At 60.9% G+C, this 17,800-nt stretch carries 16 protein-coding genes and 1 riboswitch; of the genes, 1 reads left to right on the plus strand and 15 read right to left on the minus strand.

The window, feature by feature from the left end:
- Positions 1-24 precede the first annotated feature (24 nt).
- The 13 genes from LVD11_RS10325 to adk form a co-directional block, all read right to left on the minus strand.
- Positions 25-831: a thiazole synthase gene (locus tag LVD11_RS10325; protein ID WP_237058714.1), complete on the minus strand. Its 807-nt coding sequence runs from the start codon at positions 829-831 to the stop codon at positions 25-27.
- A gap of 1 nt (position 832) precedes the next feature.
- Complete coding sequence (gene thiS / locus LVD11_RS10330) at positions 833-1,045, minus strand: sulfur carrier protein ThiS (RefSeq protein ID WP_237058716.1); 213 nt, start codon at positions 1,043-1,045, stop codon at positions 833-835.
- A 78-nt stretch (positions 1,046-1,123) separates the two neighbouring features.
- The gene (gene thiO, locus LVD11_RS10335; protein WP_237058718.1) at positions 1,124-2,206 is read right to left on the minus strand and encodes a glycine oxidase ThiO; all 1,083 of its coding nucleotides are present in this window, start codon (positions 2,204-2,206) and stop codon (positions 1,124-1,126) included.
- Positions 2,207-2,258: 52 nt separating this feature from the next.
- Positions 2,259-4,202, minus strand: a complete 1,944-nt coding sequence (gene thiC, locus LVD11_RS10340) for a phosphomethylpyrimidine synthase ThiC (protein WP_237058720.1) — start codon at positions 4,200-4,202, stop codon at positions 2,259-2,261.
- A 153-nt stretch (positions 4,203-4,355) separates the two neighbouring features.
- Positions 4,356-4,454, minus strand: a riboswitch (TPP riboswitch).
- Positions 4,455-4,527: 73 nt separating this feature from the next.
- A complete protein-coding gene (safD, locus tag LVD11_RS10345) occupies positions 4,528-5,895 on the minus strand; it encodes a sulfoacetaldehyde dehydrogenase SafD (protein ID WP_237058721.1) in 1,368 nt (455 codons plus the stop codon).
- Positions 5,896-5,909: 14 nt separating this feature from the next.
- Positions 5,910-6,668, minus strand: coding sequence for a TSUP family transporter (locus LVD11_RS10350; protein ID WP_237058726.1), 759 nt, complete (start codon positions 6,666-6,668; stop codon positions 5,910-5,912).
- A gap of 129 nt (positions 6,669-6,797) precedes the next feature.
- A complete protein-coding gene (locus LVD11_RS10355; RefSeq protein WP_237058727.1) occupies positions 6,798-7,892 on the minus strand; it encodes a tRNA-queuosine alpha-mannosyltransferase domain-containing protein in 1,095 nt (364 codons plus the stop codon).
- Between the two features lie 49 nt (positions 7,893-7,941).
- Positions 7,942-8,823, minus strand: a complete 882-nt coding sequence (locus LVD11_RS10360; RefSeq protein ID WP_237058728.1) for an NAD(P)-dependent oxidoreductase — start codon at positions 8,821-8,823, stop codon at positions 7,942-7,944.
- Positions 8,824-8,829: 6 nt separating this feature from the next.
- On the minus strand, positions 8,830-9,627 hold the full coding sequence (locus LVD11_RS10365) for an undecaprenyl-diphosphate phosphatase (protein WP_237058729.1): 798 nt from the start codon (positions 9,625-9,627) through the stop codon (positions 8,830-8,832).
- Positions 9,628-9,642: 15 nt separating this feature from the next.
- Positions 9,643-10,341: a tRNA (adenosine(37)-N6)-threonylcarbamoyltransferase complex dimerization subunit type 1 TsaB gene (tsaB, locus tag LVD11_RS10370; RefSeq protein WP_237058730.1), complete on the minus strand. Its 699-nt coding sequence runs from the start codon at positions 10,339-10,341 to the stop codon at positions 9,643-9,645.
- Between the two features lie 155 nt (positions 10,342-10,496).
- Positions 10,497-11,306, minus strand: a complete 810-nt coding sequence (locus LVD11_RS10375; protein WP_237058731.1) for a hypothetical protein — start codon at positions 11,304-11,306, stop codon at positions 10,497-10,499.
- 289 nt (positions 11,307-11,595) lie between these two features.
- A complete protein-coding gene (gene hemH / locus LVD11_RS10380; protein ID WP_237058732.1) occupies positions 11,596-12,594 on the minus strand; it encodes a ferrochelatase in 999 nt (332 codons plus the stop codon).
- A gap of 248 nt (positions 12,595-12,842) precedes the next feature.
- Entirely contained in the window at positions 12,843-13,499 is a 657-nt protein-coding gene (gene adk, locus LVD11_RS10385) for an adenylate kinase (RefSeq protein ID WP_237058733.1), read from the minus strand.
- Positions 13,500-13,677: 178 nt separating this feature from the next.
- On the opposite strand from adk, the gene LVD11_RS10390 reads away from it, so the two are divergent.
- Positions 13,678-14,673, plus strand: a complete 996-nt coding sequence (locus tag LVD11_RS10390; RefSeq protein WP_237058734.1) for a 2-hydroxyacid dehydrogenase — start codon at positions 13,678-13,680, stop codon at positions 14,671-14,673.
- A gap of 11 nt (positions 14,674-14,684) precedes the next feature.
- Here LVD11_RS10390 and mazG read toward each other — a convergent pair whose 3' ends face one another.
- Both mazG and relA read right to left on the minus strand, forming a co-directional pair.
- A complete protein-coding gene (gene mazG / locus LVD11_RS10395; RefSeq protein WP_237058735.1) occupies positions 14,685-15,506 on the minus strand; it encodes a nucleoside triphosphate pyrophosphohydrolase in 822 nt (273 codons plus the stop codon).
- A gap of 37 nt (positions 15,507-15,543) precedes the next feature.
- A complete protein-coding gene (relA, locus tag LVD11_RS10400; protein ID WP_237058736.1) occupies positions 15,544-17,790 on the minus strand; it encodes a GTP diphosphokinase in 2,247 nt (748 codons plus the stop codon).
- Between the last annotated feature and the right edge of the window lie 10 nt (positions 17,791-17,800).

The raw sequence follows: 17,800 nt of genomic DNA on the forward strand, positions 1-17,800 counted from the left end.
CGTCTGAGAAAGAAATACGGGGTGTCAATCCTGTGTGACAGCGTCCGCCTGTTGCCAGAAAGGCATATCCAGGGTCGGGGTACTGGGGCTGGCGGTCTGGCGCTGAAGCATCAGGCCAGCAAGGAATGCTGCACGGCCGCTCTCAACAGCGAGTCGAAAGGCCCGGGCCATACAGGCCGGGTCCTGCGCCCTGGCGATGGCCGTATTCAGCAGGACGGCATCAAATCCCATCTCCATGGCTTCAGCCGCATGGGACGGCGCCCCGATCCCCGCGTCGATAATCAACGGGGTATCCGGCAGGCGCTCGCGCAGTGTCTGCAGGTTGTATTTGTTCATCAGGCCCAGGCCGGTACCGATGGGCGCGCCCCAGGGCATCAACACCTCGCAGCCCACATCCAGCAGTTTGCGACAAACCAGCAGGTCGTCGGTGCAATAAGGCAGCACGCGGAAACCACGCTGCACCAGTTCCCGCGCGGCTTCCACCAGGCCGTATGGGTCGGGCTGCAGGTTGTAATCATCGCCCACGACCTCAAGCTTCAACCAGTCGGTGCGGAAGATTTCCCGCGACATTTCCGCCAGGGCGATTGCCTCCGCGGGTGACTTGCAACCGGCGGTGTTGGGTAATAACGAGCAACCGGACTCCTGGATATAATCCCACAGCATCTTGCCCTGCTGCTGGGCCGGATTCTGCCGGCGCAGGGACAGGGTGATTATCTCGGCTCCCGCCTCCGCCACGGAGTGGCGCATGACTGCCGGCGACGGGTACATGGCCGTTCCCACCAGCAGGCGTGAGGAAAAAGTTTTGCCGTACAGTGTCAGCTCATCGTTCATATCAGCCTCCGACCACCGGCGCCACTACATCCAGGGCATCGCCGTCATTGAGTATTGCTTCCGCATAGCGGCCCCGCGGCACAAAATTCCCGTTAAGGGCCACGGCAAACGTATCACCCTCATAGCCCAGCTCAGACAGGAGATGATCGAGGCTATTTTCCTGTGGCAGCGACTGCACCTCGCCGTTAACCTGGATTTTTATCGGCTTGCTCATGGGATTCGCGTTTCACCTCGCTCTACGAGTTTCTGTTTGCCGGTCAATAATTGCTGTACAGCCCGGCCCGGCTATTCTTCATGCCAGCAGCTGGACCTGCCGCATCGCCAGCTGCTCCACCCGCTCGGCCAACGCCGGCGCCAGCAGGTAGCCATGGCGGTAAAGCCCATTGACACTGACCAGCCCCGGCTCGCCCTCGACCACGGGCAGGTTGTCCATGGTGGCCGGACGGCAGTTGACGCGGGTCTCAAGAATCCGCGCCTCGGCAAATGCCGGGTTCAGGGAGTACAGGGCCGAGGACAACTCCATACAGGAACGCAGGCTGGTCGGCGACATATCCTCGCTCTCGATTTCAGTGGCACCAATCACCGTCTGCCCGTTCTCCCGTGGTACCGCGTATAACTGGTAGCGGGGATGCAGCAGGCGCACCGGGCGCCGTAACTGCACCTCGGCCGTTTCCACCACCAGCACCTCGCCGCGTACTCCGCGCAGGCCCGGCACCCGGTCCCGCGCACCAAGTCCACGGCAGTCCACGACCAGCTCAAATTCCTGCCGGCGATCGCCCTCGAAAATTGTGAACGGTTCGCAGGCCACCGGGCACTCCTCGCGCAGGGAAACCCGCAGGCGACGGAGGACCTCCAGCAGGACCGGTAACAGGCGCCGGTTATCGATATCCCCCTCCGGGGCCAGGAACAATCCCTGCTCAAAGCCGGCCAGCGCCGGCTCCAGTTCGTACAACTCGGTGGCGGCAACAGCCCGCACCTGTCCCAGCTCCCCGGCGTCCAGCTTAGCCTGTAACTCGCGCTGGAAATGCAGCAACTCACTTCGATCTCGGCCATGTGCCACCAGCACACTACCGGCCTGGCGAAACCCCACCGGGGAACCGCAAAGGAGCTGCAGGCACCCGCTCCACTCCCGCCACAGCACCAGGCTGCGCAGGCCCAGCTCGTATACCGAGCGTTCGCTGTGCACCAGTTCTGAAAGCGGTGAAATCATTCCCGCAGCGGTCCAGCAGGCACCGCCTGGTCGCTCCAGGCTGCCCGCCTCAAACAGGGTGATATCCAGCCCACGCAATGCCAGGCGCCAGGCCAGCAGGCGTCCCATCAGGCCGCCGCCGGCGACGGCGACGCGGGGAGATTGCTTGGAGGCGGTCAAAGTCATCGGTATTCCTGTACCCGGGGCGCTCGATGCCCGGAATTGCGGTGTGCTGGCATCAGCCCTTGTGGTACAGCTCGCTGCCCATGTCCTTGAACTTGAGCGCCATTTCCTCCATGCCCTGTTCCGCCTCAAGCTTGCGGGAGTAGTCCCGCACATCCTGGGAGATTTTCATGGAGCAGAATTTGGGGCCGCACATGGAACAGAAATGCGCCACCTTGCCGGACTCCTTCGGCAAGGTTTCATCGTGGTAGGCACGCGCACGTTCCGGATCGAGCCCCAGGTTGAACTGGTCCTCCCAACGGAACTCGAAGCGGGCTTTCGACAATGCATCGTCGCGCTGCTGCGCCCGGGGATGGCCCTTGGCCAGGTCCGCGGCGTGGGCGGCGATCTTGTAGGCCATCAGCCCCTCTTTCACGTCTTCCTTGTTGGGCAGCCCCAGGTGCTCCTTGGGCGTCACATAACAGAGCATGGCGCAGCCGTAGGTACCGATCAGTGCAGCACCGATACCGGAAGTGATGTGGTCATAGCCCGGCGCAATATCAGTGGTCAGCGGGCCGAGGGTATAAAACGGCGCGCCGTGGCAGTGTTTGAGCTGCTCATCCATGTTTTCCCGGATCTTGTGGATGGCAACGTGCCCCGGCCCTTCAATCATGGTCTGCACGTCGTGGCGCCAGGCAATCTCGGTCAATTCACCCAGGGTATGCAACTCACCAAACTGGGCGTCGTCATTGGCATCGGCAATACTCCCTGGGCGCAGGCCATCACCGAGACTGAAGCACACATCATAAGCCTTCATGATTTCGCAGATTTCCTCGAAGTGCGTGTAGAGGAAATTCTCCTTGTGGTGGGCGAGGCACCACTTGGCCATGATGGAACCGCCACGGGAAACAATGCCTGTGACACGCTTGGCAGTCAGCGGCACATAGCGCAACAGTACGCCGGCGTGAATGGTGAAATAGTCCACACCCTGCTCGGCCTGCTCGATCAGGGTATCGCGGAAAACTTCCCAGTTAAGGTCCTCGGCGACACCACCGACTTTTTCCAGCGCCTGGTAGATTGGCACTGTGCCGATCGGTACCGGTGAGTTGCGCAGGATCCACTCCCTGGTCTCGTGAATGTTCTGGCCGGTGGACAAGTCCATGACCGTGTCAGCGCCCCATCTGGTGGACCACACCAGCTTTTCAACTTCTTCCTCAATCGACGAAGTGACCGCCGAATTGCCGATATTCGCATTCACCTTGCACAGGAAATTGCGCCCGATAATCATCGGTTCGAGTTCCGGGTGGTTGATATTTGCGGGTATGATCGCGCGGCCCTCAGCCACCTCGCGACGGACAAATTCCGGCGTGATCTGTTCAGGGATATGGATACCGGCACGGGCCCGCTGGTAATCGTTATCCCCTTCAGCCCCGGAAACCGCCGCGCGCCCCATATTTTCCCGCACCGCGACAAATTCCATTTCCGGAGTAATGATGCCGCGACGTGCGTAGTGCATCTGGCTGACGTTCTGCCCGGAAATGGCACGCCGGGGCGCCGGCAGGTTGTCGAAGCGGATATGGTCCAGTCCCTGGTCCTCCATACGCTTCTGACTATAAGCCGCCTGGCGGGTGGTCAGTTTCTCGGTGTCACCTCGCGCCTCGATCCAGGACAGGCGCAGCCTCGGCAGGCCGTCGCGCACGCTGGGCCTGTAATCCGGGTCCGAGTAAGGCCCGGCAGTATCGTAAACACGTAATGGCTCATTGCGCTCCAGTACCGGGTTGTCTTCATCACCGCCCACGGCGCTGTCGCCCAGGCAGATTTCACGCGCACCTACACGAATCGCTGCCGTTTCGCCCTCAAGGTAGATCTTGCGGGAATTCGGGAAGGACTGGACGGTGAGGCTGTCGAGGAACGCCCTGGCCGACTCGCGGTTTTCCGCACGGCTATTACCGGCACTGCTTGCAGAACATGCGCTGGCTTCCGGCTTCGATTTCAACGGCGTATCGGTATCATGAGACATGCGAACCCCTTTTATTTCCTTAAGCACGCTAGCGCACTTTTTTCGGAGAATGGCGTCTGAACGCCCGGGGATAGCATCAGCAGAGAGGGAAGTCGCAAGGCGACTTCTTACAGTGGACGGGTGCATATTTCGCATCCCGAACCCACATATGCAGCGATTTCAGATCTTGTTTCCTACGCGGGGGTTACCCCGATCAGGTTCAACGGATCTCGCAACAGCGATCTCAGCCCACAGGCACTCCGACAAGTTGTGCCGGAGTATAGTGGATGACTTGGACCATGAACAGTGGCGCGGCCCAGGATGTTGAACCCGGGCCCCAGGACAGTCAGATTACCAGGGATTTCTGGAAGCTCATTTCGCGGATGGCATAACGCACCCCTTCGCGCCCCACCCCGCTTTCCTTGACGCCGCCGAACGGGAAGTGTTCGGCACGGAAGCCCGGACCGTCGTTGATGGCCAGGAGTCCCACATCGAGGGCATGAAACAGCTGCCTGGCCAGCGCCAGGTCCCGGGTAAAGACCCCGGCCTGCAGGCCGAAGGGACTATCGTTCACCAACCCGATCACTTCCTCAACGCTGTCAAAACAACGCAGCGGGATAACCGGGCCAAAGGTCTCCTCAGCCACCAGCGGCGCATTGTCCGGGACATTGTCGATGACAGTGGGCCAAAGGAGGTTCCCCTCGCGCCGATGCCCGCACAGGACCCGCGCTCCACGATCCACGGCATCATCAATGCGGTTTTGGACCTCGTCTGCGGCCGCCTCATGAATCAGCGGGCCAACAAATGTATCTGCCGCCATCGGGTCGCCGACCTTGAGTTTTGCGGTTGCCTTGAGCAACTTGCCGCTAAACGCGTCAAATACCTCGCGCTGCACGAACAGTCGCTTGGCAGCAGTGCAGCGCTGGCCCGCAGTGGCGAAACGCTGGTTGATCGCCGCAGCGACCGCTGCATCCAGGTCAGCGTCCGCCAGCACAACCAGGGGATCGTTACCGCCCAGCTCGAAGAGCAGCTTCTTGTAGCCTGCCGCCGCTGCAATAGCATTGGCCGCCGCGGTGCCGCCGGTAAAATTGATTGCCTGCACCTGTGGGTGGGCCACTGCGTGGCTGGTGGCGGAAATATCGGGTAGCAGCATCTGCAACACCTTGCGATCCATACCAGCGCGGTAGCAGAGCTCCACCAGGAATTCGGCCGAACGCTTGTTCTGTGGTCCAGGCTTGAACAGGATGGTATTGCCGGCAGCGAATGCCGGGCCAATCTTATGCACGGCAATGTTTACCGGAAAATTGAATGGCGTGATACACAACACTGTGCCCAGCGGCCTCCAGAGAACCACACCGATACGCTCGCGCTGCGGTGGGTACGCATCCGAATCCAACGCCTCCCCGTGGATAGCCCGCGCCTCCATGGCACTGGCGAGCGCTGTATTGTACGCACGCTCTATTTCGATCCGGCTGTCACTGATGGTTTTGCCTGTCTCGGCGGTGATCAGCCGTGCCAGGTGGTCCGTGTGCTCCCGCAGCAGGCCAGCAAGGCGCAGCAGGATGTCCGAACGCTCGAAAGCAGGCGTGACAGACTGTACCGCGCGCCCCTCGACCAGCGTGCCAATGGCACGCTCGACATCGTCGCGGCTGGCAAAATCATACTCCTCGATCAGCTCACCATCATAGGGGTTGACGATACGGTAATCGGCCATTGGCGACACTCCAGTTAATTCACAATCAATTGATAGAGGATACGCAAACCCGCAATCAGCAGGGCTACCCGCATAAGGCGGAAAAAAAGTGCACTGTCCAGCCGGTTGAGCATGACGATGCCGATCCGCGTCCCCACCACGGCCGCCAGGGTCAACAGCAGGATCAGGCCGAGGTGATCAGAGAACGCAAAACCCAGGTAAATAAACGCGGGGACTTTTAGCGCGTGACACCACGCCTGCATTACCGATTTGCTGGCCACCACCTCTTTCGGGGTCAGGTCCTGGCGGACAAAAAAAGCTGCCAGAAAAGGGTCCACGGCGCCGGCCAGTATGCCCAGTGTACCGGTACCGATTCCCACCCAGAAATAATTGCGCGGCGCCAAACGGATCTCCGGCAGCCTCTTCGGTTTCAACACTGTGTAGAAAATCAATACCGCCAGCAACGCCATGGGTAACTGCTGCCAATCCAGGCTGGCCAGTCCCATGGTCATGGCTACCGCGCCAACCGTACAACCGACAAAGAAGGGCAGGCAGAATTCCCAGCGAATATGCTCGCGAACGTAGCAGATACGCGCGAGGTTGTTGATCAGCTGTACCGCACCGTGAATGGGCACCAGCATACGCAGTGGAATCGCCACATTGAGGGCGGCAAACATCAGCACGCCACCGGCACCGCCAGTGACCGCAGAGATAAAGGCACTGGCGACACAAACCGCCAGCAGCAGCCCGAGCGTCAGCAAGGACAGGGAAGAGAAATCAGCAAACTCCGGCACAGCAAGGTCCCTAAAACAGCGCCGGCCCCCCGGCAATGCCCGGGCTTATTATTGGCGACCCCGGTGGAGGGCCAGTCTAGCGGCAGCCGCACCGCAAACCCAGTAGTCACCGGACCCGCAGCGGTTAAATCAGGACATACAGGCAAGCCCGGACAAGCACTCCCGGTAAGCAGGACCCAGCTGCTGCCACGCATAGGGAGAAAAATCCGGTACCGGGAGCGGTTCCTCGAAGACGGACATCCGGCCTATTTTATCGACCGCCTCACTGGCACTGCGGTAACGGTTCTCGAAGGGATAAAGTTCGGGATAGGCCTGCTCGTCCGGCACCAGCGGGGAACAGCCCAGCGCGCAGGCCTCCATTACCGCCAGCCCCTGGAACTCGTGGTGGGCAGTGGACAGGAAGACATGGCTGCGCCTGAGGGTATCGAGGTACTGTGACCGGTCGGGAAGGAAACCCACCCTTCCCAGGCGGTGGCTAAATTCCCGCTGGATGGTGGTGAACTCCGCGGGGCTGTTGCGAAACGACTCCCCCAGCAGGTGCAGGCGGTAGTCCGCTCCCTGGCGCTCGAGGCCCTGCAGTATCTCCAGCAGCCGTTCTCCGCCCTTATCGTACTCCCAGCGCGCGGCCCAGCAGACCTCCAGCGGCCCGGCGTTTCTGGGCCGCCCCCCCCGTAGCTCCTGAGCCGGAGAATCAAAGAGCCGGTCTTCCAGCGGCACCGGCAACACCCGGGATTTGTGCCCGATTTCGGCGCATATCCCCGGCGGCACACAATCGGGGAAACGTTTCAGCAAGCGCCGTGCGCCCTGTAGCAGGGTGCTGCGGTTGAACTCCGAGTTGAACAGCAGCAGGTCCCCGGCAAGCGCCGTGTAAATATTGAGGAGTTGCGGCTCAACGGAGTCAAACGCCCTGTCACTGCGGGGATAGGCGAACTGGTTTTCGTGGAAATAGACTGCAGCGGGGATCCGGCCGAGCTCCGGGACCAGCCCCCGTAGCGCGGCCAGGTCGGTCATGGAAGTGGCCAGCACCAGGTCATGTGGCTGCCGCAGTATTGCCGCCGCTTCCCCCCGGCCCCAGCTGAGACTGTTGCCGCGCACCCGCCAGCTGAAATACCGCGGTGGCAGGGTAAGCACAGTCCATTCCCACCCGGGCATGGCGGCAACCAGGCCCTCCCGCCAGCGTCGGTGACTGCCGGCGTCATATGCGGAGAGCAGCAGGACCTTCACACTTCACCCCGACCGAGGGCAGCGGTGGCAGACGTCATGACAAAGAGAGTTAGTCGAAGGAACGTACGTTCATCAGGCGGGCAAACAGGCTCGAGGTATCCCAGCGCCCACCGCCCAAAGCCTGCACCTCGCTGTAGAACTGGTCCACCAGCGCGGTAACCGGCAGCAGGGCACCATTGCGCTGCGCCTCGTCCAGCACGATTGCAAGATCCTTGCGCATCCAGTCGACCGCAAACCCATGTTCATACTCTCCTGCCAGCATGGTCTGGTAGCGGTTTTCCATCTGCCAGCTCTGCGCCGCGCCCTTGGAGATAACCTCGACCACCTGCTCGGCATCGAGTCCGGCCGCCCGGGCAAAATGCAGGCCCTCTGCCAGCCCCTGTACCACACCGGCGATACAGACCTGGTTGACCATTTTGCAAAGCTGGCCGCTGCCAACCGGGCCCAGCCGGCTCACCGCGCGGGCATAGTTCTTGATCAACGGCAGGGCGCGCTCGTAGTCACTCAGCTCCCCCCCCACCATCACTGTCAGGGCCCCGTTCTCCGCCCCGGCCTGGCCGCCGGATACGGGCGCATCCAGAAAACCGATCTCCCGCTCCGACGCCAGCGCGGCCAGTTCCCGGGCGACGTTGGCCGAGGCTGTGGTGTGGTCCACAAACAGGCTGCCCGGGGACATGCCGGCAAGCGCGCCGTGCTCCCCGCACACTACTTCCCGCAGGTCGTCGTCATTGCCCACACAGGCGAAGACGAAATCCGCTCCCCGCGCCGCCTCTGCGGGGGTCCGGCATACCGTGCCCTCGTAGTCCGCCGACCATTGTTCCGCACGACTGGCGGTGCGGTTATAGATCCGCACCCGGTGACCGGCCGCGGCGAGGAAGCCGGCCATTGGATAGCCCATTACCCCGAGCCCCAGGAACGCGACAGTTGTCATTGGCAGTTACCCCCAGATCATCCAGATAAGTGCCGCACCTAACAGCAGGCGGTAAATGGCAAAAGGCGCCATTCCGATGCGACTGATAAATTGCAGGAAAAAGTGAATACACAGGTAGGCACTGATGCCGGACAACAATGCGCCCAGGAATATGTCTCCCCAGGGGACGGACTGCTCGTCGAGCAGGTCGAACGTCAGCAACAGTGCGCTGAGGGCAATCACCGGAATCGACATCAGGAATGAAAAACGAGCGGCTGCTTCCCGCTTCATCCCCAGCATCAGCCCCGCAGTCATGGTAATACCGGAGCGCGAGGTTCCCGGAATCAGGGCCAGTGCCTGGGCCACCCCGATCATCAGGGCCTTTTTCCAGTCGAGCTGGTTCAGGGCCAGCTGGCGCTTAGCCCGCACGTCTGCCCACCACAACAGGATACCGAAACCGATGGTGCTGGCGGCGATCACCGCCGCGGAACGCAGGCTGTGCTCGATAAACCCCTTGAATGCAAGGCCAGTAAGGCCCGCAGGAACTGTTGCCAGCACGATCAGCCAGGCCAGCCGGCCATCATCCGAGAACTTCCCGTGCACCAGGCCGCCCAGGCCGTCGCGCAGCAGCGCCCATACCTCATGACGGAAATACAGGATCACCGCTGTCAGAGAACCGAAGTGGACCGCGACATCAAATGCCAATCCCTGGTCCGGCCAGCCGAGCACCTCCTTTGGCAGAATCAGGTGGGCAGAGCTGGAAATGGGCAGGAATTCCGTCAGTCCCTGGATCAGGGCCAGGATCACAATCTGAAAAATTTCCATGTAGCAGGGGATATCCTATTGTGAGCGGATCTTCTGCCGCTTCTTCCAGGTGACTTCATCGCGCAGATACAGGGGCTCCAGTTCTTCAGCACTTACCGCCGCAGCCAGGCCGGACCCCGCTGCCAGGTTGGCGATATCCTGCGCATGAATGGGGCAATTCAGGTCCATCGCCGCCACTGGCAGCCCAGACAAGCCGGCGTAATGCCAGCCCGGCCCGGCACCATACAGGGGATCAGCCAGGCCCGCACCGGCAACCACTGCCGCCACCTCTTCCGGGTTTTGGACAGCTTCCGGCAACAGCCCCTCCCCGGGAGATGCCGCAGTGTAAGCGCCCCAATATACCTGCTGCATGCGAGCATCCAGGGCCGCCACAATGGTACCCCCGGCCCATTCCGGGTGCATGCGACGTGCACCAGCGGCAAGGGCCGCAAGGCTGGAAACAGGAATGACCGGCAGGTTTGCGGCAAACGCCAGTCCCTGCGCGGTGCTGATGGCGATGCGGAGCCCGGTAAAAGAGCCCGGCCCACGGCTGACCGCCAGTGCATCGAGCTCGCCGAGTTTCAGGCCGGACCCGGCCAGTACCTGGTCCACCATGGGCAGGAGGCGGCGGGTATGGTCGCGCTCAGCCGCGACGAATTGCTCCCGGACCAGGCCGCCATCACTCAGGGCGACCGAGCAGGAGCCGGAGGTGGTATCCAGGGCGAGGATCTTCACTGCAGATGGGTCCCATAAATTGCGAGGGGCAGATTGTGTCACATCCGCCGCGCCAGTTCATGGCCCTGTGAACCGGAATCCGCCACTAACGCAAAAGCCCCGGCGAGGCCGGGGCTTCAGCAGAGCAAACAGGGTACCCTGAGAGGGTACGGCTGTCAGGACTTCTTGGGCGGACGGCCGCGACGAGCCGTGGACTTCTTGGCTGCAGACTTCTTGGTAGCAGCCTTCTTCCGAGTGGCGGTCTTCTTGGTGGCCGCAGATTTCTTGGGACGCCCGGGCCCGCGCGTGGAGGATTTCTTGGCGCTTCCGGCCCGCGCTGCGGACTTCTTCGGCCTGCCGGGCCCCTTGGTTGTGGCCTTCTTGCGGGCAGCCTTCTTGGTAGTTTTCTTGGCTGCCTTCTTGGCATCTGCCTTGGCCTTGGCCGCAGCCTTCCTGTCCAGCTCCTTAACCTTGGCCGTCGCCTTTTTCGCCGCCTGTTTTACCTTGGCCTCGGCCTTCTTTTCCGCTGCCTTCAGTTTCTTGGCATCGGCTTGTTCACGGGACTTTTTCCAGCGCTTCTCGAAGGCATCAACCGCCGCCTTCATATCTTTTTCAGCCTTACTGGACAGGGTCTCCGCCATTTCGGAAACCTTCTGCTTGGCCGCCTCTTCAGCATGGCGAACGGTATCCATTGCCTTGGCTTTGGCCAGGTCCAGTTTCGCGGAGGCCGACTTGGCGCGCAAATCCTTTAACTTCTGGTTGGCGCTGGTCAGGGACTTCTTGGCCGCCGCTGTGCCGGTCCGCTGGGCCCGCTCACGGGCTTTCGCGACGCGATCCATCTGCGCGTCTACGGCCTTGGTGGCGGAATCAACTGCTTTCTGGGCCTTGGTAACAGCTGGTGATTGTGTAGCCGGAGCTTTCGCCCGGGCAGTACGCTTGGCCGTGGCCTTCTTTTTCGCTGTGCGCTTTTTCGCTACTCGTGCCATCCCTTGTCTCCTTATATGAGAAGAAGTACTTCCTACCTACCTGAAAATGTATCGGCTTGATCGCCGCGGTCATCGACTTACAACGTCTCCGAAAGTTCAGTCGGCAGGTAGCCGGCTGTGCTCAGGGAGCAAGTCGCATGGTGTATTTCCATGCAACCTTATCTAAGTTAATAAAAAAAACCTGCTTTGCAAGAAAAATGGGGCAAAAAAACGGCTTTTGGGGTAAAAAAATCCCGCTTTTAACCATTCGACTCGGGTTTTCCTATTTCAAAACCGGGAAAGCCAATTTTTAACAGGAAAGTGGAAGCTTTTCTTCAATGATGGCCGCCAGTGCTTCGATATGATCGGTGCGGGCATTCAGGGATGGAATATAACGGTATTCTCCCCCACCGTTATCCTGGAAATTAGCGCGATTCTCCACTGCGATTTCCTCAATTGTCTCGAGGCAATCAGAGGCGAAAGCCGGGCAAATGACATCAACACTTGCGAGCCCTTCCCGGCCCCAGGCTTCCAGGGTTTTATCCGTATATGGCTGCAGCCATTCGGCCTTGCCAAACCGCGACTGGAAACAGACCTGCCAGCGATCCTCCGCCAGCCCCAGCGCACTTGCCAGGTGCCGGGCGGTTTCATGGCATTGCTGCTCGTAAGGATCGCCCTTGAGAACATTGGCCCTGGGAATACCGTGGAAAGACATAAGGAGCTTTTCCGCGGCGCCATGCTTCTCCCAGTGCTCGCGCACCGAGTTCGCCAGCGCCTGGATGTAAAACGAGTGCCGGTAATAGTCCCGCACCAGGCTTATATCGGGAATATCCCGGCTGGCACGATAGATGCGGGCAACCTGGTCATAAATGGCCCCGGTAGTGGTAGCCGAATACTGCGGATAAAGCGGCAGGAGCAGGAATGAATCAAAACCATTCCGGCGCAAGCGCGTGACGGTGGACTGAAGACCCGGCTTCCCGTAGGTCATGGCGTAATCCACGGTAATATCAGGCCGCTCGTCGGCGAGCCGCGCCTGCAGCATTTCCACCTGGCGACGGGTATAGAACTGGATCGGCGACCCGTCAACCGGCTCACCATCAAGGCCCCGCCCCCAGATCTCCTCGTAAGCCGGGGCGATTTTCCCGGGGCGGAATGGCAACACGAAGCCGTGCAGGATTGCCATCCACAGTGGTCGGGGAATTTCCACCACACGGGGGTCCCCCAGGAACTCGCGCAGAAACTGCCGCACTGCGGCAGGCGTTGGCTCTTCCGGTGTCCCCAGATTCATCAGGATAACGGCTGTAGGCATGTGCTGACCCCAACTCAATTTTCAACAACCCGCCGGTAAAGCACCTGCTGCGGGCTTTAACCAGAATGCGGCGCCGCCATAAGGGCGAGTGAACAATATAAAGCGGAATTTACCGACGTCCCAAATATGGGCGCCGATCGCGGGAAAGCCCCCAACCGCCGGCCACAAAAAAGCCCCCATTAGGGGGCCGTTTTACGTCGGGATGCGAACCCTGGATCATTCCGGGAGCCGAAACTCCGGAAACAGTATCAATCGCTCAGGGCCGCATTCACCTTTTCGCGGATCTCATCCATCGAGCCCACACCTGTAACCTTTGAGTATTTGGGTGCACTTTCCGGCGCTCGCTCCGCCAGCTCCCGGTAAAAACCCACCAGGGGCTCGGTCTGCTCATGGTAGACGGCGAGACGATTGCGCACGGTTTCCTCGGTGTCGTCACTGCGCTGCACCAGGGGTTCACCGGTGATATCGTCCTTACCCTCCTCTTTCGGGGGATTGTAAATCACGTGGTAGACGCGACCTGACCCCTCGTGCACACGACGTCCGGAGAGGCGCTTGACGATTTCCTCATCATCGACGGCTATCTCAAGTACATGATCGATGGCGACGTCGGCGTCCAGCAGGGCCTGGGCCTGCGGAATCGTGCGGGGGAAACCGTCGAACAGGAAACCATTGGCACAATCCGGCTGGGCGATGCGCTCCTTGACCAGTGCGATGATCAGGTCATCCGATACCAGCTTGCCGGCCGCCATGATGTCCTTGGCCTGCAGTCCCAGGGGGCTACCTTCCTTTACTGCCGCACGCAGCATGTCACCGGTGGAGATCTGCGGAATGCCGAATTTCTCTGTAATGAACTGAGCCTGGGTACCTTTGCCGGCCCCCGGCGCCCCCAAGAGAATAATTCGCATAGTCAGATTGCCTCCAGATTATATTGGCGGGCCAATGCCTGCCACGCCAAAAGAGCGCTACCTTACACGCAGACCCCAGGCAGGGCAAGGCGTAGCGGCGAGCCATACGGCCCGATGACGGCCGGGTCACCGGCGACACGCTATGCTAGTACAAAATTTGATCGCCGGAGCAAACCTCATGAAAGTTGCCGTCTACCAGGCCCGCTCCTATGACCGGACCTATTTCGATCGGTATAACCGCCGCTTCGGGCATCAGCTGCACTATATTGACAGCCACCTCGACAGCGACACGCTGGTCCTGGGCAAGGGGGCGGAGGCCCTCTGTATTTTTGTCAACAGTCCGGTCGACCGCGCGCTGCTCCAGCAACTGCGGGAGGGCGGGGTAAAAATGCTCGCCCTGCGCTCCGCGGGCTTCAATCACGTGGATATCAAGGCGGCCAACCAGCTAGGGATACTGGTGGCCAACGTACCGGGCTACTCCCCCTACGCTGTCGCCGAACATGCCACGGCCCTGCTGCTGTCCCTGATCCGCAAAATCAACCGCGCCCAGGCGCGGGTCCGGGAGGGCAACTTCGCCCTCGATGGCCTGATGGGCTACGACCTCCACGGCAAGACTGTGGGCGTGGTGGGAACCGGCAAGATTGGTACGGTATTCACTCGCATCATGCACGGCTTCGGTTGTGAACTGCTGGGCTGTGACCCGCAGGAAAACCCGGAGTGCCGCGCGCTGGGAATGCGCTATACGTCCCTGGAGACCCTTTGCAGGAACTCCGAGATCATCTCACTCCACTGCCCGCTGCTCCCCACAACAACACGGCTGATCGACAAAAAGATGCTGTCGGAGATGCGCGACGGTGTCTGCCTGATCAACACATCCCGCGGTGCGGTGGTCGATACCCCCGCCATAATCCAGGCACTGAAAAGCGGTAAGCTTGGCTACCTGGGCATTGACGTTTACGAGGAGGAGGACAGTCTCTTTTTCGAGGATCACTCGGATACCGTGCTGGGTGACGATGTATTTGCGCGCCTGCTGACTTTCAATAATGTGCTGGTAACCGGTCACCAGGGCTACTTCACACACGAGGCCATCTGTAATATTGCGCAGACCACGCTGCAGAATGTGGCCGAATTCGAATCACACGGGCAGTGCAGCAACGCCCTGTCAGTCGACTGACTGCAAGCGGCTCAATCCTCGCCACGCTCCGCGCGCTTGGCCTGCTCCCACAGTCCATCCAGTTCCTCCAGTGATGCCTCTGCAGGCAGGCGTCCACCGGCGGCCAGGGAAGCCTCCACCGCATTGAAGCGGCGCTCGAATTTACGATTGCAGTCACGCAGGGCGCTCTCTGGATCAACCTTCAGGTGACGCGCGGCATTCACGCAACTGAAAAGCAGGTCCCCCAGCTCCTCACGCATATGCTCACTGTCCCCCGCGGCCACTGCGGCCCGCAATTCCGCTACCTCCTCCTCGATCTTCTCCAGCACGCCATCGAGCGCAGGCCAGTCGAAACCTACTCCGGCGGCCCTTTTCTGGAGCTTGGCAGCACGGGTCGTGGCGGGGAGCCCCAGTGCGACACCGGCGAGCACACCGGCCTCGCCCTTTGCCCCACGCTCCCCGGCCTTGATCGCTTCCCAGTTGCGCTTGACCTCCGCCTCGTCAATCGGGTGGTCAAGTCGTCGACCATAGAGGTCGCCATCGGGGAAGACATGGGGATGCCGGCGCAGCAGCTTGCGCACCAGGGTATCGACAATACGGGGGAAATCGAAATAGCCACTCTCACGCCCCAGCTGGGCGTAGAAAATGACCTGGAACAACAGGTCGCCAAGCTCCTCGTGGAGGTGCTCGAAATCCGCAGCCTCAATCGCTTCCGCCACCTCGTAGGCCTCCTCGATGGTAGAGGGGACGATACTGGAAAAATCCTGTTTCAGGTCCCAGGGGCAGCCCCCATCGGAGTCGCGCAGGCGCGCCATCAGGTGCAGCAGGTCTTCAACGCTGTAACGGTCTTCCACTATCGGCTCCGGTTAGTTTACAGGGATTAAACCCACCCTAATGCAGGACCCGGCGCTGGGCAGAGGCCACATTGGGCAGCTGGTTGATCCGGTGCAACACGCGGCTCAGCTCCTCAAAGTTGTGAATCTCCGCGGTCAGCACCATGTCCACCGTATGCTTGTGCTTGTTGGAGCGTGTCTGCATGGCAGTAATGTTGATCCGCTGGCTGTCCAGCATGGCGGTGATATCCCGCAGCAGGCCATGGCGGTCATAGGCCTCGATCATGATCTCGACGGCATAGAGCTCCCGCGGCTTCTTGGCCCACTCAACCTGCAGCACACGCTCGTGCTCTTCCGACTGCATTCGCAGCATGTTGGCGCAGTCCTTGCGGTGGATCGAGACACCCCGCCCGAGTGTGATGTACCCCATAATCTCGTCACCGGGTACCGGGTTGCAGCAGCGCGCGATATGGGTCATGAGATTGCCCACGCCGTCGATATAGACATCGGCCTGGCCATCGCTACGCGCCACAGACGCCGTGAGCGACGGCACCGGCTCGGCCTTGTCCACCTTGACCATCCGCTGGGCCGCGTTGAGCACCTGCCCCACACCGATATCACCAGCCCCCACCGCCGCATACAGGTCATCCAGTGAGTGCATGTTGAGCTTGGCGGCCAGGGCCGCGAAATCAAAATCGATCAGCGCCAGCTGCTTGAATTCACCGTCGAGGATCGCCCGGCCGTCGGCGATATTCTGGTCCCGGGCCTGCTGCTTGAACCAGTGGATGATCTTGGCCCGTGCCCGCGATGTGGTGATGTAACCCATGCCCGGGGAGAGCCAGTCGCGGCTCGGCGCCTCACGCTTGCTGGTGAGGATTTCCACCTGGTTGGCGGTCTGCAGCTCGTGGTTGAGCGGCACGATGCGGCCGTCCACTTTAGCCCCCCGGCAGCGGTGACCAATTTCCGTGTGGATTTTGTAGGCAAAGTCCAGTGGCGTGGCGCCACTGGGCAGGTCCACCACATGCCCCTCCGGGGTAAAGACATAAATGCGGGTATCCACCTCGCTCGACTGCAGGTCGTCCTGCAATGGGTTGCCACCCACTTCCTCGTGCCAGTCGAGAACCTGGCGCAACCAGGAGATTTTCTGTTCGTAACCGTCCTGCCCCTGGGAGTCTTTGTCGGTACCTTTATAGCGCCAGTGCGCACAGACACCGTACTCGGCCTCTTCATGCATCGCAAAAGTGCGAATCTGCACCTCCAGCACCTTGCGTTCCGGGCCTATCACCGCCGTATGGAGCGAGCGGTAACCGTTTTCCTTGGGCGAGGCGATATAGTCGTCGAACTCGTTGGGAATGTTCCGCCAGAGGTTGTGCACAATACCCAACACGGCGTAGCAGTCGCGCACCGTCGGCACCAGGATACGAACCGCCCGGATATCGTATACCTGCGAGAAGCCGATACTCTTGCGCCGCATTTTGCGCCAGATGCTGTAGATATGCTTGGCCCGCCCGTAGACGTCGCCTTCGATATCCGCCCGGCCCAGCTCGCCGCGCAGCAGCTCCAGGACCTGGTCGATATACTTCTGCCGATCGAGCCGTTTCTCATCCAGTAGCCGCGCAATGCGCATATAGTCTTCCGGCTCCAGATAGCGGAACGAGAGATCCTCGAGCTCCCATTTGATATGGCCGATACCAAGGCGGTGTGCCAGTGGCGCATACACATCCGCCACCTCCCGGGCCACCCGGCGACGCTTTACCGGGTCCGCATTCTTCGCTGCACGAATGGCACAGGTACGCTCCGCCAGTTTGACCAGCGCCACACGGACATCATCCACCAACGCCACCAGCATACGCCGAATATTTTCCGAGTGCTCCTCGACGGCGCCACGGGCGCTCTCGGCGTCGGTATCCGCACTGCGGCTGCGAATGGCCGCCATCCGCAGCACACCGCGAATCAGCTTGGCCACCGGCTTGCCAAACTCCTCCTCGACGGCCTTGATGGGCAGTCGCTTCTCCCGCACAGCGCGATAAAGTACCGCCGCACAGAGTGCATCGCCATCCACCTGCAGGTCGGCCAGGATCTCGGCCATCTCCAGGCCTGTCAGGTAACTGCTGGCCCCCTCCGCCCAGATGTTCTCCGCGGCGATCGCCCGCTGCTCGGCATCACTGCTAAGCTCCGCCGCGCGGCGCAGGGTTACCAGGGCACCGCCGTCGAGATTTGCCAGGGTCTGGATGTGGCGCAACCAGGACTCCAGGTCCAGTTCACCGATCGCCCCGAATGAGTGATGTTTTCTGACTTGTACCATCGGACTCGTT

It is taken from the genome of Microbulbifer sediminum, assembly GCF_021729035.1.
Lineage (GTDB): Bacteria > Pseudomonadota > Gammaproteobacteria > Pseudomonadales > Cellvibrionaceae > Microbulbifer > Microbulbifer sediminum.